Source organism: Vibrio sp. R12-SW3-ISO1 (genome assembly GCF_059834005.1).
Window position 1 is genome coordinate 69971 of sequence record NZ_JCBDGK010000040.1, and the last position, 22050, is coordinate 92020.

At 48.8% G+C, this 22050-nt stretch carries 18 protein-coding genes; 7 read left to right on the forward strand and 11 right to left on the reverse strand.

From position 1 onward, the window contains the following. The first annotated feature begins 145 nt into the window (after nt 1–145). On the forward strand, nt 146–1924 hold the full coding sequence (locus tag AC6R0R_RS11120) for an EAL domain-containing protein (RefSeq protein WP_500626715.1): 1779 nt from the start codon (nt 146–148) through the stop codon (nt 1922–1924). 82 nt (nt 1925–2006) lie between these two features. Here the strand turns inward: AC6R0R_RS11120 and AC6R0R_RS11125 are convergent, their stop codons facing one another. From AC6R0R_RS11125 to AC6R0R_RS11145, 5 genes are all read right to left on the reverse strand, one after another. Beyond that, complete coding sequence (locus AC6R0R_RS11125) at nt 2007–3599, reverse strand: ABC transporter ATP-binding protein (RefSeq protein WP_500626716.1); 1593 nt, start codon at nt 3597–3599, stop codon at nt 2007–2009. 2 nt (nt 3600–3601) lie between these two features. After that, complete coding sequence (locus AC6R0R_RS11130) at nt 3602–4639, reverse strand: ABC transporter permease (RefSeq protein ID WP_334552075.1); 1038 nt, start codon at nt 4637–4639, stop codon at nt 3602–3604. Further along, on the reverse strand, nt 4639–5727 hold the full coding sequence (locus AC6R0R_RS11135; RefSeq protein ID WP_334552076.1) for a microcin C ABC transporter permease YejB: 1089 nt from the start codon (nt 5725–5727) through the stop codon (nt 4639–4641). Before AC6R0R_RS11135 ends, AC6R0R_RS11130 begins: the two co-directional genes overlap by 1 nt. Before the next feature lie 41 nt (nt 5728–5768). Beyond that, entirely contained in the window at nt 5769–7544 is a 1776-nt protein-coding gene (locus AC6R0R_RS11140; protein ID WP_500626808.1) for an extracellular solute-binding protein, read from the reverse strand. A gap of 241 nt (nt 7545–7785) precedes the next feature. Then, nucleotides 7786–8451, reverse strand: coding sequence for an SH3 domain-containing protein (locus AC6R0R_RS11145; RefSeq protein ID WP_500626717.1), 666 nt, complete (start codon nt 8449–8451; stop codon nt 7786–7788). 225 nt (nt 8452–8676) lie between these two features. On the opposite strand from AC6R0R_RS11145, the gene AC6R0R_RS11150 reads away from it, so the two are divergent. Then, nucleotides 8677–8991, forward strand: a complete 315-nt coding sequence (locus AC6R0R_RS11150) for a hypothetical protein (RefSeq protein WP_334552078.1) — start codon at nt 8677–8679, stop codon at nt 8989–8991. 68 nt (nt 8992–9059) lie between these two features. Here the strand turns inward: AC6R0R_RS11150 and AC6R0R_RS11155 are convergent, their stop codons facing one another. Together AC6R0R_RS11155 and phhA are read right to left on the reverse strand one after the other, a co-directional pair. Next, a complete protein-coding gene (locus AC6R0R_RS11155; protein WP_500626718.1) occupies nt 9060–9386 on the reverse strand; it encodes a 4a-hydroxytetrahydrobiopterin dehydratase in 327 nt (108 codons plus the stop codon). Beyond that, nucleotides 9376–10170 (reverse strand): phenylalanine 4-monooxygenase, encoded by a 795-nt coding sequence (phhA, locus tag AC6R0R_RS11160; RefSeq protein WP_500626719.1) that lies wholly within the window; start codon nt 10168–10170, stop codon nt 9376–9378. Before phhA ends, AC6R0R_RS11155 begins: the two co-directional genes overlap by 11 nt. 225 nt (nt 10171–10395) lie before the next feature. Here phhA and AC6R0R_RS11165 point away from each other — a divergent pair, with 225 nt between their 5' ends. After that, entirely contained in the window at nt 10396–12399 is a 2004-nt protein-coding gene (locus AC6R0R_RS11165; RefSeq protein ID WP_500626720.1) for an acetoacetate--CoA ligase, read from the forward strand. 28 nt (nt 12400–12427) lie between these two features. On the opposite strand, the gene AC6R0R_RS11170 is transcribed toward AC6R0R_RS11165, so the two are convergent. Next, entirely contained in the window at nt 12428–13006 is a 579-nt protein-coding gene (locus tag AC6R0R_RS11170; protein WP_487902314.1) for a class I SAM-dependent DNA methyltransferase, read from the reverse strand. 143 nt (nt 13007–13149) lie between these two features. On the opposite strand from AC6R0R_RS11170, the gene AC6R0R_RS11175 reads away from it, so the two are divergent. After that, a complete protein-coding gene (locus AC6R0R_RS11175; protein ID WP_487902307.1) occupies nt 13150–14028 on the forward strand; it encodes a LysR family transcriptional regulator in 879 nt (292 codons plus the stop codon). A 175-nt stretch (nt 14029–14203) separates the two neighbouring features. Continuing rightward, nucleotides 14204–15097 carry a cation diffusion facilitator family transporter gene (locus AC6R0R_RS11180; RefSeq protein ID WP_500626721.1) on the forward strand — a complete coding sequence of 298 codons (894 nt, stop codon included), beginning with the start codon at nt 14204–14206 and terminating at the stop codon, nt 15095–15097. A 125-nt stretch (nt 15098–15222) separates the two neighbouring features. On the opposite strand, the gene AC6R0R_RS11185 is transcribed toward AC6R0R_RS11180, so the two are convergent. Next, complete coding sequence (locus AC6R0R_RS11185; RefSeq protein ID WP_334552084.1) at nt 15223–17583, reverse strand: Lon protease family protein; 2361 nt, start codon at nt 17581–17583, stop codon at nt 15223–15225. A gap of 203 nt (nt 17584–17786) precedes the next feature. Here AC6R0R_RS11185 and AC6R0R_RS11190 point away from each other — a divergent pair, with 203 nt between their 5' ends. Further along, complete coding sequence (locus AC6R0R_RS11190) at nt 17787–18287, forward strand: hypothetical protein (RefSeq protein WP_500626722.1); 501 nt, start codon at nt 17787–17789, stop codon at nt 18285–18287. Nucleotides 18288–18504: 217 nt separating this feature from the next. Continuing rightward, nucleotides 18505–19419, forward strand: a complete 915-nt coding sequence (locus AC6R0R_RS11195; RefSeq protein ID WP_500626723.1) for a LysR family transcriptional regulator — start codon at nt 18505–18507, stop codon at nt 19417–19419. An 85-nt stretch (nt 19420–19504) separates the two neighbouring features. On the opposite strand, the gene gltS is transcribed toward AC6R0R_RS11195, so the two are convergent. Beyond that, nucleotides 19505–20755, reverse strand: a complete 1251-nt coding sequence (gene gltS, locus AC6R0R_RS11200) for a sodium/glutamate symporter (protein ID WP_500626724.1) — start codon at nt 20753–20755, stop codon at nt 19505–19507. 1 nt (nt 20756) lies between these two features. Further along, on the reverse strand, nt 20757–22046 hold the full coding sequence (locus AC6R0R_RS11205) for a patatin-like phospholipase family protein (protein ID WP_500626725.1): 1290 nt from the start codon (nt 22044–22046) through the stop codon (nt 20757–20759). Nucleotides 22047–22050 lie beyond the last annotated feature (4 nt).

Below are 22050 nucleotides of genomic sequence, written 5' to 3' on the forward strand. Positions count from 1 at the left end.
TTAATAGAGAATCGTTATCAGTTAACGCGCTTCTTGTTGGCAGTAGCATCAAATGTATGAAACAATGTTCAAAATTTTTGCTTAACGCAGATAACCACAATAAAATCAATGATTAAGCAATCTAAGGCTAGGTCTTTATTTCGATATGTCTAAGTACACCATCCACAGTCTGTTTGATACGCTCAAAGCTGCAGAAGAGGCTGAAAGCGGCGGTGCGGTAGAGTCGATTGACCATAACGCTGAGCATCCTCTCTCTGGCGCTCAGCTCGACGGCCTAATGGACAACCACTTTAAGCACATGTTTGATGTGTTTAATGACGGTATCTTTTACATGTCTGACAATGAACATGTCTGCTTTTATAGCCCCGCCTTTTATCGCCGATTTGGCATCAATACCGGCCATTCTTGTTTGAATGATTGGCTGAAACTGGTGCATCCATTGGACAGAGAAATGCTCGATGGTCGCGTCGATGAACACATCGCGCAAGATCACCTCAAAATGACCACGCAATATCGTATTCGTGCCACCACCGGCGACTACGTTTGGCTAGAAGCGACGTCTATCACCAAAACCATCAACGGTAAGCGTTTTATGGTTGGGTGCCACAAAGACATCTCACAACAAAAAGATATGGAAGCGTTTTTACGTCACACGTCGCTGTTTGATATTCCGACGGGCCTTGCCAACGAGCAAAAATTGACCCTCGATCTCAACCAGCTGACCGCGCCGGTGGGCGAACAGTATCATCTACTGAATATCCATGTTAGCGATCTGCGTACCTACCTTAGCCTGTATGGCTCACAGAGTATGCGCGATGTGCTCAATCACCTGTTGATCAGCCTAAAAACACTGCCTGATGTGTTGGTGGATATTTACCGTATTCGCTCTGATGACTTTGTGATTCTATGTCAAGGTGACTACACCACCGCTGCACTGAACGATCTCGCCCAGCGCATTATTACGCAGTACCAAAATGCGCTCAACGAACAGGGCGTGTTGTACGGCCGTGATATGGTGATAGGCATCTACCCTAACTTCCCTACCGATGCCGCGCCAGAAGATACCCTTAAAATCGCTGCGCGTACCTGCCACTTTGCAGTGGAACAAGGTGACGGAATCATCAGCGTTTATGATGACAAAACCAAAGATAAGGTCGATCGCCACTTCTACATCGAACGTGAACTTGGTGAGGCAATTCAAGGCGAAACGCTGAACGTGAAGTTTCAGCCTATTATTTGTACCCAGCAAAACCGCGTGGCCAGCTTTGAAGCACTCGTACGCTGGAAAAGCCGCGAGATGGGGGAAATTTACCCCGACGAGTTTATAGCGCTAGCGGAAAAGAAAGGCTTAGTGTCTGAATTGGGCTACTTTGTGTTTGCCAAAGCCTGCGAGTTCATCAAAGCCTACTCACAGCAACATCAATCGAGCGTTCGGGTGAATATCAACGTATCCGTATTGCAGTTGCTGCAACAGGATTTTCCGAAAAAAATTAAAGCCATGGCAGACCACTACGGCGTGCCTACGAGCAGTATTGTGCTAGAGCTGACAGAAACCATCATCCTTGATGGCAATCAGAGTGCTTTTGACCAACTCTACCGCCTCAATGGTTATGGTTTCTTACTCTCGTTAGACGATTTCGGATCCGGCTACAGCTCTCTCAATAGTTTTTTTGACCTGCCGCTAAAACAGATCAAAGTCGACAAATCCATCGCGTGGCGCTCGCTGCAAAACCCCGCTACCTTCGAGTATCTCGCCTTCATCACTAAGCTGTGCAAAAGCTACAGCGTCGATATTGTCATTGAGGGAATAGAGAGCGCCGAAATGCAGCGAATCTTCACAGATATGGGCGCGTCCTACTTGCAAGGCTATTGGTTTTCAAAACCGCTCTCTCTGGCAAGCGCCAGCCGCTACACCACCATTTAATCGCGACAGGGCGATACTACACCGTTTGGCCAGCCCACTGATACTGGCCTCAATAGCTTGCTATATAAAACACGCTGACTCGCTAAAACGACGACAGCGAGACCAGCTCCTGCGTATAAGGGTGAGCGGGAGAGGTAAACAGCTGCTGCGTCTCCCCTTGATCGACAATCTGCCCCTGTTTCATCACTATGGTGTAATGGCACAAGGATTTCACGACATTGAGATCGTGGCTAATGAACAAATAGCTCAGCTGATACTTCTCTTGCAGCGATTTGAGCAAATCGAGCACTTGAGCTTGCACGGTTCTATCGAGTGACGAGGTCGGCTCATCAAGCAAAATGAATTCTGGCTTGAGCACCAACGCTCGAGCGATGGCGATGCGCTGACGCTGCCCACCGGAAAACTCATTGGGATAACGGTGACGAGTGTTCGGATCCAAATCCACTTCTTTCATCACTGCGCAGATTTGTTCATCGACCTCTTCATCACTCCATTGCTTGTGCACGCGCAATCCTTCCCCAATCACTTCAGCCACCGACATTCTTGGGTTGAGCGCTGAGAACGGGTCTTGAAACACCACTTGCATTTTGCTGCGAAATGGCAGCATACCCGCGCGATCGAGCGTGTCCAGTGCGTGTCCTTGATACTCAATATGCCCTTGCGAGTGGACCAATTTGAGAATCGCCATACCTGTGGTCGATTTCCCCGAGCCACTCTCGCCAACCAATCCAATGGAGTGACCTTTGCGTAAAGTAAAGCTCATCTCTGTCACGGCTTTCACGTGATCCACTACCCGCTTAAACAGACCACCCGTGATGGGAAACCACACTTTCAACTGATCCACTGTCAACAAAGCGGGCGAGTCAGGTTCAACCGGAACAGGTAAGCCTCTCGGATCTGAGTGAATCAGCTTTTGCGTGTAGGGGTGGGTCGGGTTTTTAAAGATCGCTTTGCACTCCCCTGTCTCGACTAAATGTCCGTGTTGCATGACGGCCACTCGGTCCGCAATACGGCGAACGATACTCAGATCATGGGTGATAAACAGCATCGCCATGCCCATCTCTTGTTGCAGCGCTTTGAGCAGATCCAGAATTTGCGCTTGGACAGAGACATCGAGCGCTGTTGTAGGCTCATCGGCAATCAGCAGCTCAGGCTCATTAATTAACGCCATCGCAATCATCACGCGCTGACGTTCTCCCCCCGACAACTCATGCGGATAGGCTTGTATTTTTTGCTCAGGGTGACGAATTCCGACTTTTCCTAGCCACTCAATGGCCCGCTGTTGCGCTTGAGTCGTACGCATGCCACGGTGAATCGCTAAGGTCTCAACCAGTTGTTTGCCCACCTTATGCAGCGGATTTAACGACACCATAGGCTCTTGGAAAATCATCCCAATTCGGCCGCCGCGAATACCACGTAACTGACGCTCCGAACAACTGAGCATGTCAATGCCATCAAACTGAATGCTCCCTTCCAGATAATGGGCTGAACCTTTTGGCAACAACTTGAGAATCGAATTGGCTGTCACCGACTTACCTGAGCCGCTCTCGCCGACCAAGGCGAGCGTCTCCCCTTTGGCGACATTGAGTGACACTTTATGAGTGACCGTCAGAGGCGCATCACCGGCACCAAAGCCCACCGATAAACCGTCTATGTGTAAAATAGGAGTACTCATGATTATCGTCCTTGGTGGTGGGGGTCAAACGCGTCACGTACCGCTTCGCCGACGAAAACGAGCAAGGTTAGCATGATAGAGAGAACAAAGAAGGCCGAAAAACCGAGCCACGGCGCCTGCAAATTGGCTTTACCTTGCGCGAGTAACTCACCCAGTGATGGCGACCCTGCTGGTAAACCAAAGCCAAGGAAGTCAAGCGAGGTTAATGTTGTGACCGAACCGGATAAGATAAACGGCATCATGGTCAGTGAGGCGACCATCGCATTGGGTAACATATGGCGACGCATGATGCGCCCGTCGCTGACGCCCATTGCATGCGCGGCGCGGACATAATCAAAGTTTCGGCAACGTAAGAATTCGGCTCGCACCACGCCAACTAAGCTCATCCAACTGAACGCCACCATAATCCCCAGTAACCACCAGAAATTCGGCTCGACAAAGCTCGACAAAATGATCAGTAAAAACAGGGTCGGCATTCCAGACCAAATTTCGATAAAACGCTGACCCAACAGATCCAGCCAACCACCGTAGTAGCCTTGCGTCGCCCCGACGGCAACACCAATCACGCTGGAAATGATGGTCAACACAAAACCAAACAACACCGAAATTCGAAAACCGTAAATGATTCGGGCCAGTACGTCGCGGCCTTTATCATCCGTGCCAAGCCAATTGACGCTATCGGGCGCCGATGGCACGCTACCGGAAATATCAAAATTGATCGTATCGTAACTGAAACGGATCAGAGGCCAAATCAGATAGCCCTTCTCTTCAATAAGCTCGATCACATACGGATCGGTGTAATCGGCTTCGGTCTCAAACTCACCGCCAAATTCCGTTTCTGCGTATTGTTGAACGATAGGAAAATACCACTGCTGATCGTACTCCACCAGCAATGGCTTATCGTTGGCAATCAGCTCGGCAAACAAACTCACGGTAAATAAAACCAAGAAGATCCACAACGACCAAAATCCGCGCTTATTAGCCTTAAAGCGTTGCCAGCGAGCTTCGTTGAGCGGGTTACGTCTTTTCTTCGCTTGCATTAGCGCGCCTCAAAATCAATTCTTGGGTCAACCCAGGTATAGGTCAGATCGGAAATAATACTCAGCAGCAGTCCGAGCAGCGTCATAATGTAGAGCGAGCTAAACACCACCGGATAATCCCGCTGTATGGTCGACTCGAAACCGAGTAGACCTATGCCCTCAAGAGAGAACATGACTTCAATCAGCATCGAACCAGTGAAAAAGATGCTGATGAATGCCGCAGGAAAACCCGCGATAATGATAAGCATGGCGTTACGAAATACGTGTTTGTACAAGATAGAGCGGTCGTCCAATCCTTTTGCCCGCGCCGTCACCACATACTGTTTGTTGATCTCATCCAGAAACGAGTTCTTGGTCAGCATGCTGAGCGTCGCAAAGCCGCCAATCACCATCGCACAAATCGGCAGCGCCAAATGCCAAAAATAGTCGAGGATTTGTTCATACCAACTCAGCTGCTCAAAATTGGCCGACACCAAGCCACGCAAGGGAAACCAGCTGAAGTAGTTGCCACTGGCAAACAAAATAATAAGGATGATGGCGAACAAGAAACCGGGAATGGCGTAACCGATGATCACCAGTGCACTGGACCAAATATCAAAGCGACTACCATGATGAATCGCTTTTAGAATCCCCAAAGGAATCGAGATCAGATAGATGATCAACGTACTCCAAAGCCCGAGGGAGATGGAGACGGGCAACCGCTCGACAATCAAATCAATGACGTTCCCGCCTTTAAACAGACTTTCACCAAAATTAAAGGTCGCGTAGTTTTTGAGCATCTCAACATAGCGTTCAAGCAGCGGCTTATCAAAACCAAACTGGACTTTAATCGCCTCCACCACTTCTGGATCCAAACCGCGAGAGCCTTTGTAACCACTCACGGCATTGTCATTGGAGACACTCAGGTCGACTTCGCTCCCGCCGCCTGCAAAGCGCTCCATAATACCGGAACCGAGCCCTTCCATCTGGGCTAACGCTTGCTCGACAGGACCGCCTGGCGCTATTTGAATAATAAAGAAATTGATGGTGATGATTGCCCACAAGGTGGGGATCACCAACAAAAGTCGTCGAAATATATACGCTGCCATGTTTCCCTCGAATTGGCCTTGCTCAATATCGCCCTACAGGTTTAGCGGCGTTTTTCTGGCAATTTGTCCGCTTTTTGTTTATCGACCCACCAAGTGTCAACGCCAAGATCGTATCTGGGCGTCACAGATGGGCGTCCAAACTTGTCCCACATCGCAACGCGGTACTCGCCAACATGCCACTGTGGAATAACATAAAAGTTCCATTGCAGTACGCGATCGAGCGCCTTACCCAGTGACAACAACGCCTGCGTATCTTGCTGACTGTTGGAAATCTCAAGCGTCAACGCATCCACGACGGGGTCCATCACACCGGCAGTGTTGTAGGTGGAGTCAATGTAGTTGGAGTTCCAAACGATCATTAAGTTCGGACTTGGATAAGGATTGGCGCTGTAAGACGATGACACCATGTCAAAATCTCGGTCACGTAAGCGTTTGATATATTGGGTGGTATCCACCGAGCGAATGTTCATCTCTACGCCCATGAGCTTGAGATTTTTTTGCAATGGAATCGCAATACGCTCGGTGGTTGGACTGTAAATCAACAGCTCAAAGGTGAGCGGTTGACCGGTCTCTTTGTTCGTCATCACTTTGTCTTTAAGTGCCCAACCCGCTTCATCGAGCAGTTTAAACGCCACTCTAAGCTGGGCGCGAATTCGACCACTGCCGTCGGTGACTGGCGGCTGATACTCCTGGGTAAACACTCGCGCTGGCACTTGAGATTTATAAGGTTCAAGCACCGCTAATTCGTCCTCATCAGGAAGCCCTTTAGCTTCATAGTCAGTATTTTGAAAGTAGCTGCGCGTGCGACTGTATTGACCATAGAACATGTTTTTGTTCATCCACTCAAAGTCCATCGCGTAAGAGAGTGCTTCTCGAACCTTTGGGTCGCTAAACAGATCACGCTGGGTGTTAAACACGAACCCTTGGGTGTTCTCTGGCTTCTCATGAGGGATCTCTTGTTTAACAATGTATCCCTTATCAAAGTTGATCCCGGTGTAAGAATTCGCCCAAAACTTGGCGGAATTCTCGAGACGAAAATCAAATTCGCCCGCTTTAAACGCCTCGAGCATCACGGTGTCATCGCGGTAATAGTCGTATTGAATCTGCGCAAAGTTATCGCGCCCCACATTGACGGGAAGATCGCGTGCCCAGTAATCTTCTACCAGTGAATAGGTGACGCTCTGGCCAGATTGATAATCGGTGACTTGATAGGCACCACTGCCGATAGGTGGCGTCGATAGCGGTTCGGAGAGGTTTTTGTCCTGCCAAAAATGTTTGGGCAACACGCGCGTGGACTGCGCAAAGCTAAACAACTTTTCTCGATTGGGCGTCGCCATCTCAATGCGCACCGTGAGATCATCTTTAGCGGTCACAGATTGAATGTCTTGATAATAGACGCGGTATTGCGGCACCCCCTCTTTCATAAACTTATCGAAGGTAAAAGCGACGTCATGTGCAGTAATAGGCTGACCGTCGTGAAAGCGTGCTTTCGGGTTGATGTCGAGCTCTAACCAGCGGTAGTCATCCGAGTATCGGACACGCTGTGCAATTAAGGGGTAATAAGCATCGATCTCATCGCTTGGAGAGAACATTAAGGGATCGTATAGCTCGCCACTGGCCGCCGCCGCAACCCCGCGAGAAGCGTAACGGTTAAAGTTATCGAACGTGCCGACTTGTCCATACGTCACTTTGCCATATTTTGGGGCGTCTGGATTGACATAATCAAAGTGGGTGAAATCTTGCGGATATTTTGCTTCACCAAATCCCACCAGTGTCGTGGTTTCAATGACAGCCGCATATGACGTGGCCATGTGCATCGCAAACGCGACGGCAACTAGGGTGCGCGTGATCGTGCCCATCGTTCTCTCCCTTTATTATCCTTTCCTGTCAACGAGGCCAACTCGACCTCGTTAAGCCTACTATGTCCATCAAACTATGAGCACAAGACCGTACTCAGAGCACATAGTTTAGCAATTCAAATACTTGGATAAGTATATACGTAACTCCCGCCAAGATGTAAGCATCTGTGCGTCATGGTTTCGTCAATGTGTTTGGGGATCAGCGGTAGAAAATTTCGCCCGTTTGCGCGTTGAGGTAAATTTTGTTCGCCTGTTTCAAACCGCCGCAATAGACAAAGTAGATATCGTCGCTACTGAAGGTAACAGAACGCACCCAACCGCCCAACTCTTCAAAGTCTTCTGGCGAGCACGTCCCCTCTTTGAGCAAACTGTCGGTGGACTGGATAAAGCGGTCAAAAAAGGTTTTAAAATCATCGGAATTTTCGATGTAGCCACTGACCGTCTCAATACGCTCTTCACGAGTAATCGTGGGCGCAACCTCGAGCAGTGCCTCCATCGGCACCCATTCAGCGACTTCCGGCCCCCCTTCTTCATACACGTAATAGGGTGAAATGCGTCCCCAACCGTCTTTTTTTTCCAAAACATGCAGTTTATCGCCGCGATACACAACACTCTCGATAAACGCCTGTTTATCGGGTTGCTCACGCACCCCAAGTTTGGCTGGGTTCACGTAATAATCTGTGATGGGCTCGGGTTCTGGCTCAGGTGGCGTTTTTTTTTCCACAGGCTTTGGTGCCTCGGGCTCCGACTCTTGTGCGGCGAGTGCCAACGCATCTTGTTGAGGCTTATAATAAAAGATGTAATAACCGCCACCGGCACAAGCAATACCGACAAGCAGCAACAACACCATGATGATTTTTTTCATAGTTCCATACGCAAGCGCTTTGTCGTTACTGTAAAGAGTATAGCGACCATTATCAGTAACTCTTTAGCTTTGTACACAAGTTAAACAAAACTACGTTCAATTTTTTCGAACTAGTCCAACTAAAAAACATGATTTTTCGTGACCAAAATCACATTTAATGTTCCTATCAAGCGCTGAGACAGACTCCAGCAAACTTAATTCCACCTACTTGTTGAGGAATACACTATGAAAACTATCATCACCACTCTTGCACTCTCTTTGGTTACTGCAACATCAGCATTTGCTGCCGACAGCCACAACTACACCCTTGATGTAGCAACAGCAAATCACGGCGCAATCGTCACGGTACTTGACAACGGACAACCCGTCAGTGGTGTTGACGTCACAGTCCGTGGCAACGGTGTCAAACATTTCGTCAGTGGTTCAAAAGGAACATTCTACGCCGCTAACTTGTTTGATAACGGCCGCACTTTCACGTTCGAAATTATTGATGGCGATAAAACACTCGCCAAAGAGCAGCGTTACCTGACCGCAAACTAATACGCCGCACTGAGAAAAGACGACGCCCCTCACAAGCCGAATGCTAGTGAGGGGCGTTATGCTATCCGTTAAAAGCGGTCACACTTGGCCGCGCAGATAAAGTCGTTTTGGTGCAAGCCTTTGATGGAATGGCTCCACCAGGTGACGGTGACCTTTCCCCACTCCAACAGTAGTGAGGGGTGGTGGAACTCCTCTTCAGCAAGCTGAGAGACTTTATTGGCGAAGGCCCACGCCAGTTGATAGTTTTTAAAGCGATACACTTTTTCCAATTGGGGGATGCCGTCTCGATCAACGATTTCCCATCCCTCCAACTCCGTTAATAGCAATCTTCGTTCCTCAGAGCCGAGGGGGGTGGCATCACTGTGGCACGCTTCACAACGCAATTCATTCAACATGGGAGATTTCCTTTGGTTCAAATAGTGGAGGGAGTAAGCCAGCTTGCATTGCCTGCTTGACGTGGGCCATTAAGTCCATGTTGCTTAGGGTATACAACTGCTGAAGATCCTCTAAAACAAAATATTGTGGCTGCATGATGTCAATCCGATAGGGCGTACGCAGCACAGTATGCAGATCAAAAGGGGTTCGTTTTGCACTCGCGTCATCCAATGCATACACGGTTTCACCGGGCGAAGAGAGAATCCCCCCGCCGTAAATCTTGGTGGCCCCGGCTTCTTTCACCAAACCGAACTCAACCGTAAACCAGTACAATCTTGCGAGATAGACACGCTCTTCTGGTGATGCCGCTAACCCCATTTGGCCATAGGTGTGCGTGTAAGCGGCAAAATCGGGATGAGTAAGCATGGCGCAATGGCCGAATATTTCATGAAAAAAGTCGGGCTCTTGGAGGTAGTCGAACTCTTGTCGTGAGCGTAAAAACGTCGCGACAGGAAATTTCTTTTGCGCCAAGAGCGCAAAGAACTTATCAAAACTGATCAACGCTGCCACTGGCTCCACTTGCCAGCCAGTTTCTCTGGCGAGTACGCGGTTAATGTCGCGCAGTGCCGGGACTCGATCGCAGGGCAAATCCAGCAGCTTAAGGCCATCTAGGTAGGCTTGGCATGCACGGGTTTGTACGACCGCCAACTGGCGCTCAACTAATGCTTGCCAAATCTGATGTTCTTCTGCCGTCCAGGCGATCTGCCCTTGAGCATCGACAGGCTTAGAGTGATACGAGGTCATGACGTCAATCCATAACAATTTTGTTACATAAAGCGTATCCATACCGACATTGAGTGACAATCATGGCTTGTTCAATCAACACTCAACCTAATGTAACAAATATTTTACATTTTCCGTTTTTTTACTTGTTTTTCATGGGTATGAAAAGAAGTGCAAGGTTTGACTTTGGCGATATTTGCACCAAAAATCAAAACAACGAAAACAATAAAAACACTGGATACGCCAATGACTGACTCTTCTGCTCTCTCCCCCGAACTGCTTTGGTCACCCTCGACTGAGCGACAACGTAACGCCAACATTGCGCAATTCATTCAGCACATCAACATGCAAGGCCAAGCTATTGAGTCTTATAAGGATTTGCATACTTGGTCTGTTGCAAACCCCAACCAATTTTGGCTCGAAATTTGGCAAGTCTGTGACGTGATTGGCTATCGCGGTGAGTGTATTAAGGGAGAAGGTCTAGCGAAACACGGTCAATTTAGTGCCAGTCGAGACACCATCTGGTTCCCTCAAGCACAGCTCAATTACGCAGAAAACTTACTCGCCTATGCGTATCAACGTCCAAATAATCCGGCGATTTGGTTTCACAATGAATCTGGCGTAGAAACGCAGCTGAGTTGGCAAGCCTTGTGCGATCAAGTCTCCATCGTCCAGCAGTGGCTGCGTCACAATGGCGTCGAGCGAGGTGACGTGGTTGCTGGCTACCTACCACACTGCCCTCAAGCGGTGATTGCCATGTTGGCAACCACCAGCCTCGGCGCGGTGTGGACCTCTACCTCTCCTGATTTTGGAGTAGACAGTGTGGTCGAGCGCTTTGGTCAGGTACAACCTAAGATCTTGTTTGGCTGCAATGGCTATCAATTCGGTGGCAAAACCCACTCTATGGTGGAGAAAAATGGCCAGATCTGTGACGCCATTTCGAGCATTACCAACACCTGTCAGATTGAATACCTCGCGGATCACGCCTGTGATCTGTTTTTCAACGAGGGCTTTTCCGATTGGGAGTCGGTGCTGTCGAGTTGTTTACCTAGGGGCATTGAATTTGCACGGGTCGGCTTTAACGATCCACTTTTCATCCTCTACTCCTCAGGCACCACGGGCAAACCCAAATGCATTGTCCACAGTGTCGGGGGAACCACATTGAATCACCTCAAGGAGCATCAATTGCATTGCGACATCAAACCCAATGATCGTGTGTTTTATTACACCACGTGCGGTTGGATGATGTGGAACTGGCATGTCTCTGCCCTTGCCAGTGGCGCAACCTTAGTGATTTATGATGGTAGCCCCGTTTATCCAACGCCAGCGACACTATGGTCACTGGCTGAACGCGCGCAAGTCAGCCTATTTGGCACTTCAGCCAAATATCTAGAAGCGATTGAGAAAGCTGACTACACGCCAAAAAATGACGTGAATCTGTCGTCACTAAAGACATTGTGTTCTACCGGTTCGGTGCTCTACCCCAACCAATATCACTATGTGTACGATAAGATTAAATCCGATCTCCATCTCGCATCGATTTCGGGGGGAACGGACATTTGCGGCTGCTTTGTCCTGGGTAACCCGTTGTCTCCCGTTTATGTAGGCGAGTGTCAAGGCCCCGGACTTGGGCTGGATGTCGCTGTGTTTGATGAAGAGGGACAAGCCGTGACAGATCAACGCGGCGAGTTAGTGTGTCGCAACAGCTTTCCAAACCAACCGCTCGGCTTTTGGCACGACGATGGCCGTCACTATCATCAAGCGTATTGGGCGAGATTTGCCAACACTTGGCATCATGGTGATGACGTTCAAATGAGTCAAACCGGTGGTGTACGCTTTTTTGGCCGTAGTGATGCCACCCTCAACCCGGGTGGCGTCAGGATCGGCAGCGCTGAAATTTATCAGCAAGTGAACCAGTTGCCAGAAGTCCTTGATTCTATCGCGGTTGGGCGCGTAAAAAAGGGAGACGAAACCATTGTCCTGTTCGTCCAGTTAGCAGAGGGGGTAATACTCGATGAGAGACTCAAAGCTGCCATCACCACTCGACTCAGAAGCCAATGCTCACCACGCCACGTACCCAGCGAAATTTACACATTGAGTGATATACCCAAAACCAAATCTGGCAAGTTAGTTGAACTGGCGGTGAAACAAGTCCTTCATGGCGAAACAATAAAAAACCTCGGTGCTATTGCTAACCCCGAGGTTTTGGAAGAAGTTCGTCGCTATCAGCATTACGGGCATCAGCATTAAGTGCAAAGACACTCAAGCTCTTAGCGAATTATTTTTTGGCTATCGCCATCAAAACCGGCAGCTTACCGTGTGGGGTATCTATCGCGAACGGTACAGAAGTCAGCACTTCGCTAAAACCCACACCGGTGAGCACTTGGTTAACGTGCTCCTTGCTCATTCCGCCCTCTTGATTGCCGTCAGAGAGCCAATCCCAATGAACAAAGTGGCCACCGGCATCAAGTAGGCTGTAAACCACGTCGGCGGTTTCCGCGTAGTTAGGAAGAAAACTGCACACCGAGGAGGCCACGACGAGATCAAACTGATGTCGAAAAGCCGGGTGCATGGCGACTAAGCCGCGTGAAAGAATATCGACGACGGGCTCAACATTGGCGAGCTCTTTGAGATCGAGTTGTTCAATCATCGCTTCCGAGCTGTCTAGCGCGACGATGTCTTTCACCAATGGAGAGAGTTTTTGGCTCAGTAATCCTGTACCGCAACCAAAATCTAACACATGTGTATTTTGAATGCGGACTGCATTCTCCAATGACTCGAACGCCTTTTGCGCATAAAGGCTGGTGGACTCATCTTTCTCCCAGTCCGGTGCGAGTTCATCCCAAGTTGCCGCCATCATGATCTCCCTATAACATCTTCATTTGGCATAGCAGAAGATTACCAAAACTGCATGAAATTGATAGCATTTCGCTACTGAAAACAGACAGACATCTGTTATTCGTATAAGATCGATGATAACCCAACCAAATTGACCAAAATATGAACTTATCGCAAATTGAGGCATTTTGTACCATCGCCGATACGGGTTCCGTCTCAGAGGCGGCTCGCCAGTTAGACTGCAATCGAACTAAGCTCAGTATGGCCATTAAAGCGTTGGAAAAAGATCTGCAAATCGACCTGTTCATTCGCACTGGCAACCATTTGACCCTCTCTGAGGCCGGCAAAGCCATCTACAAAGATTGCCAAAACTTGCTGGTCACCGCCGCGAGAATTCGCCAAACCTGCGCGCAAGTCTCAGGTGAATTTAACGCCGAAGTGTGGATCGCTCGTGACGACTCATTGCCTGATGATATGTGGCTGGATCTTTCCCACAAACTCAACAACCAGTTCCCTGCCACCTCATTCAACCTCGTCTTGGCATCCAGTGGCGACTTGGCAAACTTGGTCGCCACCGGGCAAGTCGATTTTGCTTTTGGTGTGGATTACGAACGCATCGACGACCCACACATCGCCTACCAACCCTTAGGCAAAATCCGCATGATGTCAGTGTGCAGTGCGGATCATAAGCTCAGTCAGTTGCGCCGAGTATCCGACGATGAGCTGCGCAATGCCATGCAAGCGGTCATGGTGTATCTTAATGAGAAAGACAACCCAGAACTTCAGCCTTTTTCATTGCGACACATCGGTTTTTCAAGCTTCGATTATATGCTCAAAACCATTATGGAAGAGGACGCCTGGGGCGTGTTACCTGAACCCTTGATTCGCCATTTGTTGCGTCAGCAAAAGCTCTCGGTCATCAAACATACCTACGGACTTACTCAGGAAGATTACTGCATGTTTACGTCTGCGGGCATGGCGGAGCACCCAGGGATGACTTGGCTTGCGGATCGCCTCAATGAATATTTGTTTGATTTCTAAACCGACCGACAGCCAGCGTCAAATTTATTGACACATAATTTACTTGGTAACCAACTGATTTATAATAAAATATTTACCAACCCTTCCTTTCACCCTTCGACCATGCACATTTCTCAGTTGTTTAAATGTCCGCTTAAGTAAAAACTATAAGCGTGTTTACGACAGAGATGATGTTATGTGTGCTCAAACCAGCTTGAATGAAAAACGAATACTGACCTTTTCAGCCCTTATTGCGTCTGGCTTTGCTGTGGGTGGTTTGGTACTCGGTTCATTGGTTGGCTCACTGGTTATCGTCTTTGACGGCGTCTATTCACTTGTTAGTTTACTGTTAACTTTATTGTCGCTCGCGGTATCACGTTACATTCAGAGCCCACAGAAAAATCATTTTCCTTTTGGTAAAGCGGTGTTAGAGCCGGTGGTCATCGCCATCAAAGGAGCGGTTATCTTATCGATTGTTGGGTATTCGCTGTACTCCGCACTCATCGCTGTTGCGAATGGCGGCCGCGAGGTTGATCCTTCGATTGCGTCTCTGTTTGGCATCGTGAACGTCATTGGCTGTGGTTATGCATGGTGGATGATCGCGAAAAAATCTCAGCGTTTTTCCTCTGGCCTGATTGAGGCGGAAGCCAAGCAGTGGCAAATGGATACACTGCTTAGTGTCGCGGTTACGCTCGGTTTCTTACTCGCTTTGGCACTAACCTATTCGCCGTTCGCGCACTACGCAGTATACGCAGACCCGATGATGATGATTGCCATGTCGTTTTACTTTATCAAAGTACCGTTTGATATGATTCGCGATGCGATGCGAGAACTACTGATGATGGCACCAAGCAAAGAAATTCTGAGCCGCGTGGACAAAGAAGTGAGCGCCCTTGACGCGCAACTTAGCTCGCAACTTGAAGTCGCTGGCGTGACGAAAGTGGGTCGAGAACTGCGTGTCCGCCTCGATGTTACCACCGACCAGAAACAGCTAAAGGTCTCGGAGTTGGACACCATGCGTCAAGTGCTGAAAACCAAACTCGCCTCGCTGTCGTTGGATTTACAGCTCTCAATGAACATCGCACGTTGAACAACACCACTTCAGTACAGAACCGCTCAAATAAGGAGACCTAGCTAAGGCGAGGTCTCTCTTTTGTTTCTCTTCTCTCTTTTCCTATCACACCCAAGGGTGAGAAGCCTAGTGAGATAACCGAACTACTTGCGCAGAGCGTTGAGTTTGGCCTGCGCAATACCAAAGATGGTGTCAATCGGGTAGCTGCCCTCATCGCTCGGCTGACCAGCGGCTTTGCCGGTAAACAACTCAATCGCCTCCGTCACATGATCAATCGCCCAAATGTTGAACTCGCCTTTCTCCACCGCTTTGACGATGTCAGGACGCAACATCAGGTTGTGCATATTTGAGCGAGGAATGATCACCCCTTGATTTGGCGAGCGACCTTTGATGGTACACACATCAAAGAAGCCCTCAATCTTCTCGTTGACGCCACCAATCGGTTGAGACTCGCCAAATTGGTTCATCGAACCTGTGATCGCAATATCCTGACGATTGGGCTGCTTAGAAAACGCCGACACCACCGCGCAGAACTCCGCCATGCTGGCGCTGTCGCCATCTACCCCGCCGTAGGACTGCTCAAACGTAATCGTGGTGCTGAGCGGCACTTTCGCGGTTTTACCAAACACCGATGAGAGATAGGCGGTTAAAATCATCACGCCTTTGGAGTGAATGCTGCCACCAAGGTCGACACTGCGCTCAATATCAATCACATCACCATCACCATAACAGGTGGTGGCGGTGATGCGATTCGGCGCGCCAAACATGTACTCGCTGGTACTGAGCACCGACAACGCATTGACCTGACCGACCGCCTCTCCTTCCACTCGAATCAGAGTTGTGCCGTTGGTGAACCCTTCCATCACGGTGTCTTTCAAACGGCTCACTCGCATCTCTTGATTAGCCAGTGCCTCTTCGACGTGGCTGACGCGTATCATATTGGAGTTGGCTTGACGCGCGACGTAGTTCGATTCACGCAACAAATTGGCGATGTTGGCCGAATGGAGTGATAACTTGGTTTGATCGCCCGCCAATCGTGAACTGTGTTCGATGATGCGCGCAATCGCTTTACGGTCACAATGCAGCATACTATTGTCGTTCACGACGCTTGAAATAAAGCGCGCATAGTGCAATTCAGATTCAGGCGTGCGCGTCATCTCATCTTCAAAATCGGCGGTGACACGGAACAGTTCGCTGAACTCAGGATCGTAGTGTTGCAGCAACTGATAGGTGCGATAATCACCAAATAGGATAATTTTCACATCCAAAGGAATCGGCTCAGGATCGAGTGAGACGGCGCCGGTGAGTGTCACCTCTTTCTCTAGCGCCGTTAAACTAAGCTGACGCGCCCTTAACGCCCGCTTAAGCCCATCCCACACATAGGGCTGTTCTAACACCTTTTGCGCATCCATCAGCAATACACCGCCGTTGGCTTTGTGCAAGCTCCCCGCGCGTATCAACGAGAAGTCGGTGAAGACTGTGCCTTTAAAGGTAGCGGTTTCGATGTAACCGAACAAAGTGTGGTAGTTCGGATTCTCTTCCACCACAATGGGGAACTTACTCTCTTTACGGCTTACTAGAACGTTAACCTTGTAACGGCGGGGCAGTTTTTTGTCCAGTGAAGCCGCGGCCACCTCTCCTTGCTCAGCGCTCTGCTCAAGAAAGATGTCGGCATTCTCGACGATGTCTTGCGAAAGTTCACTCAGGTAGGATTTGATCTCTGGGTATCCTGAGTAATCCTTTTTCAACTGTTTGATAAAGTGCGTAATCACATCGAGTGTCACGTCATCATTGAGTTTTTTGATTTTTTCGCTGTAGGCTTCTTCCCACTCGGTGAGCTGACGCACCATGTTTCTCAAGTTGACTTCAAGCTCATCAATGGTCGCGCCGAAGTACTCCTGCTCTTTTTTGCTCAGTGCATCAAACGACTCTTCGGTGTGCATCTCTTCGCCGTTCATCGCAACAAACTGATAATCGCCTTGCGTCGTGATGGTAAGACTGATGCCTTTGGCTTTCGCTTCTTTAGTAATATTGGCAAGCTCAGCTTCTTGCTTGGCGGCCAATTGGTTTTTCAATTTGTCCGCACGGCTGTAGTAGAGTTCGTTATCAAACGCGAGAGGCATCGCATTGACTAACTTGCCCATCAACTTTTCAATGTCTTGCTTTAATCGGCTGCCGACACCACAAGGGAGCTTTAACACTCTCGGGGTACGGATATCCTCGAAATTCGCCACATAGCACCAATCGTACAACGCACTCTCGTCGTGTTTGTGGCGGTTGAGGTAACGTAAAATCATAGTGCGCTTGCCCAGTCCATTCTGGCCAATCGCGTAAATGTTGTATCCCTTCTCCTTGATCGACATCGCAAACTCTACCGCTTTCTGCGCGCGCTCTTGACCGACAATCTCATCAATAGGGGCCAACTCTTTGGTTGATTTGCTGTCGAGCTTTTCTAGCTCCGCAAAATGATACAGCTGGCTCGCCTCAAGTCTTTGAATAGCCATAGTTCGGTCCTTCATTGTTATTGTTCTGTTTCCTTAGTTTAGGTCAGTTTTATTTAGTTTTTAGTGACTTACACAGTATTCACGTTCAACTGCTCAAATAACCATCAAATTACCCCCAACAAAATAATAAATGATAATTATTTGCATATAATAACCAATTGCATTTAAATACGCAGTGTGCCGTTTAATGTGGAGTGATATCAATGGATTTACAGCAATGCTGGACACACTATCTCAAAGCCGAACAATTGCTGGAGCAAGGACATTGGCCTGAAGCCTATTACCTGTACGATCAAGTGCTGGCCTACCTACCTAGCCATGTCCAACACGCGATGGAGGATGACAACACCAAACCATGCCAGTTTCGCTGTTTGACGACAGCATTACGAGATGCCGCCATCACCCAATCAGAAATCCTCAACAAAATGGGGCAACATCAGCGTGCCTTTGAACTGCTCAACCAAACCTACGCCCAACTTCAGTTTATGTCGATTGAGTCCAACCCATTGGTTGAGGCCATCAGTCATATTCTGCACCACCAGTGCGAGGATTTGCTCCACCACATGACCGCATTTTGCAGTGCTCAGCGCAGTGCACAATGGATGCTAGAGCTACAAGAGGTACAAAAAGCCCATCACCACTTTGCCACGTTGAAGAGCAGAGTATTTGACAAAACCCTAAATGCAGCCATCGAAGTTCATTAAATTAAATATCTACACCTTGATACGGGAAAATAAATATTAAAACTGAAATTAAATTATTATTTAACCTGCGTTTTTATCCAAAAAATTCGACTCATTTCTCATAATTAACTCAGTGTTACAATTGCCAATATTATTAATAGTTCGTATCGAAAGAAAACATATTGACTTCTTACTTGGTTTGATGAAAATCATAGCCATCATATTTGGGAGTCAACCGATGAGTTGTGATAAAAGTAAACTTGATTTAAGCGCGCTTCGGATATTTTTGGAAGTCTATCGTACTGGTTCAATTACCGCCGCCGCGGATAAACTGGATATGACCCAACCGGGTGTCAGTACCGCCATAAAACGCTTGCAAAACCAGATCGGGGCCGCCTTGTTTGTTCGCCAGGGGCGCTCTATCACTCCTACGCAAAAAGGCATTAACTTTGCGGAACAACTGAAACAATCCATTTACTTACTAGATGATGCGGTTGACTCTCTTTCTGAATTTACTCCCGCACAACATCGCACATTTAAAGTATTAGTTAACGAAGCGATGCTAAATATTTTACATCCAGCGATAGAGCGAGATAACGAACTCGAAAATATTACAATCGAACTGCATCCTATTCCTATTTCCGAAGAACTATTAGAAGAACAATTGAGCTTAAGTCAATTCGATTTGGCTATCGATATTTATGTGCCGCAGAATAAAGCGTTTATGAGTGAATTGTTAATTGAGGATCACTGCGTGGTAGCGTGTCGCCAAGATCATCCACGGATTCATGATCACATCAACGAAGCGCAGTTTTACGCTGAGAAGCACATCATTATGATGATGGAGCGCGGCAGTATGTCCCTTGCTCAGCGATTCACTAAATCTTACATCCCGACCCGTGATATCAGCTCGGTCAGCGATTCTTTGCTCGGGGCCTTACATCTCGCCAGCATGTCGGATTGTTTGTGTACGTCCAGCTACCTACTCGGCCAACAAGTCGAACACCGCTTAGGCATCAAATTGCTCCCTTACCCACTCGACAGCATCTCTATCCACCATACAATGATCTGGCACCGTCGAGACAGTAACTCCGATGCCGGTATTTGGCTGCGCGATAAAATTAAGCAATACATCGCGAGCGCCAAACACTGAGTTTGGGTCAACGTTCTTACAAATCAAACGCGGCGCCTCAGGCGCCGCGTTTGATTTGGGATTGTTCGCAACCCAATAACACCCGTTACCAAGTCACAAAATAGTTAATTACCAAGGCGTTGACCACATCGATGAAAAATCCGCACACCAAAGGCAGAATGATAAACGCCTTATGCGCGGCTCCGTATTGCTGCGTCACCGCGGTCATATTGACAATCGCGGTGGCGGTCGAGCCTAAGGTCACCCCACCAAAACCGGCGCACATGACCGCCGCTTCATAATCTTTGCCCATCGCGCGGAACACCACCCAGACGGTAAACACAATCGACAACAAGACTTGAGCACTCATGACCACCGCAAGGTAACCCACACTACCTTGCAGCTCCCACAATTTGAGACTCATCAGCGCCATGGTTAAAAACATCCCCAAGCAGATATCTTGGATAAGTGAGAGCCCTTTTTCGGCGTCTTCGGCATAAGTGTTAAACTCCTCGCTGCGCAGCTTGGTCAAAATCCAGCGACCTAAGTTACCCAGTACAATACCGCCTATCAAACACGCCACAAACATGGGTAGCTTGAGCCCAGCCGCCTCAAGCGACAAATCCAAAAAGTAGCCAATAATCAAAGAGACATTCAGCCATAGCCAAGCGCGCAGCACACCAAAATAATCCACCGAGATGTCTTTTTTGCTGCTGGTGTGCGCCATACCGATGTCCAAGTCTTGAGTGGTGTTGGCGCTGATGGCGTTTCGCTTCATCAAGTACGCCGCAATCGGGCCGCCGATGACACACGCCGAAATCAAGCCTAGCGTGTTGGCAGCAATGCCGAGCTCCATCGCATTGGCGATACCGAGATCGTCAATAAAGGTGGGCGCCCACGCAACGGTAGTGCCTACGCCACCAATCAGCGAAATCGAACCTGTCATTAACCCTGCTTTCGGGTCAAAACCAAACAAGGTCGCGACGCTGATACCCAGTACGTTTTGCAGTACGATGTAGACGCTCGCCAGCAGCAACAATACCATCAAGGGCTTACCGCCATTGAGCAAACTGTCGATGTCTGCTTTAAGGCCAATTCCGGCAAAAAAGTAGAGCAGCAAAATGTCACGCACCTGCAAGTTGAACTGGATCTCTTTCCCAAACAGGTAGTAAACCAAGGCAACCACCAAAGTACAGATAAAGCCGCCAATCACCGGCTCAGGCAAACTGTATTTTTGCAGCACACGACTGCGCGATAAGACGAACTTACCGATAAAAAGTAGGATGATAGCGATAGTGAAGGACACAAAATCCACCACTTCGATGGTGTCGATCACCGATGTCTCCGATAGGGTCATATTACTCTCTGTTTGCCTCTTGTGGGTGAGTGCCTTGATAGATGAAATGCGCCAGCTCTGGGTGTGTCATCACTTGTTGGTAGCCGTGTTCAATCAGCCGCGTGACCTGCGCTTCTTTGAGATGAAAATCGGTTGGGATGGACTGAACAAAAGCCTGGTCCTCCGCCGTTGAGAGATTGATATCGACAAACAGATAGCGCCTATCAGGCTGCTGCGCTTGCCACTCATCCAAAATCATGCTGAGGTAGGTTTTGGACAAATCGTTGTAACGGTGGATCTGTACGTCACTGGCCGAACCCAATAGATTCGCCATTGTCGGCTCTTGCTTTTGATGGCCGATTTCCCAATCCGGACGCACCGCAGCATCGACCGAAATCACCACCACGGTTTGCAGGCGATCTTTCTCAGCAACTAAGCCAAAATCTTGGGTCGTCACTAAGTCATACAGGGCGTGCAGCCCGAGGTTGTCACTGATGCCACCATCGACCAAATGCAGATATTGATAACGCTCTCTGTCCTCAAATTTTTTCAGCGAACGATTGGTGGCGCGGTGTAAGGTACGGTGCCGACTCTGCGCGCTGTAGACCGCCCGCTCACAGCCGGGATAATTCTCGAGCAGGACAGGTGAGAACAGTAGAGGCACAGCACTGGATGCTGTGACAGCGTCACTAATTGAGTAACTATTTAAGTCGGAGCAAATGAGGTCAAAATACTCCTGGGTAAATGAAAAACGTGCGCCGGTCGAGAGATCGGTAGCATTGATAATGATCATCGGCCCTTCATCGCGTAGCGCCGAGAAGGTGGTATCTTGGAAAATATGCGCGTTGTAATAGTCCGCCGCCGCGGCCGAGCGCGCATATTTGGAGAACCAGTACTCGGGGCTCATGACGATGTCTTTCAAACTTGTCGTCACATCTTTGTATAAAAACGCCTGTTCAAAATCGTCAAAGATGGCTTCGCCGTACAAGCCGTAATAGGCAGAGGTAAAACTGCCACCAGAGACAGAGCTGATGGCGTTAACCTGATCGAGCAAACGATGGGGTTGCCCTTGGTACTCATAGCGGTAGTCACGCAGTCCTTTCATGACACCGTAGGAAAACGCCGCTGCACGAGTGCCGCCGCCAGAAAAGCTCAGCAACACCACCGTATTGTCTGGCAGCGTGGCCATTTTTTCGCTCACCGTATAACGCGGTTCAGCCGAACTCGTCAGTGGTTTGTTGGTTTTTTCGGGGATCGATGAGCAGCCAGCCAAAGCAATGGCGCTGCACACTACCCAAGCGTTGGGTTTCATGTCA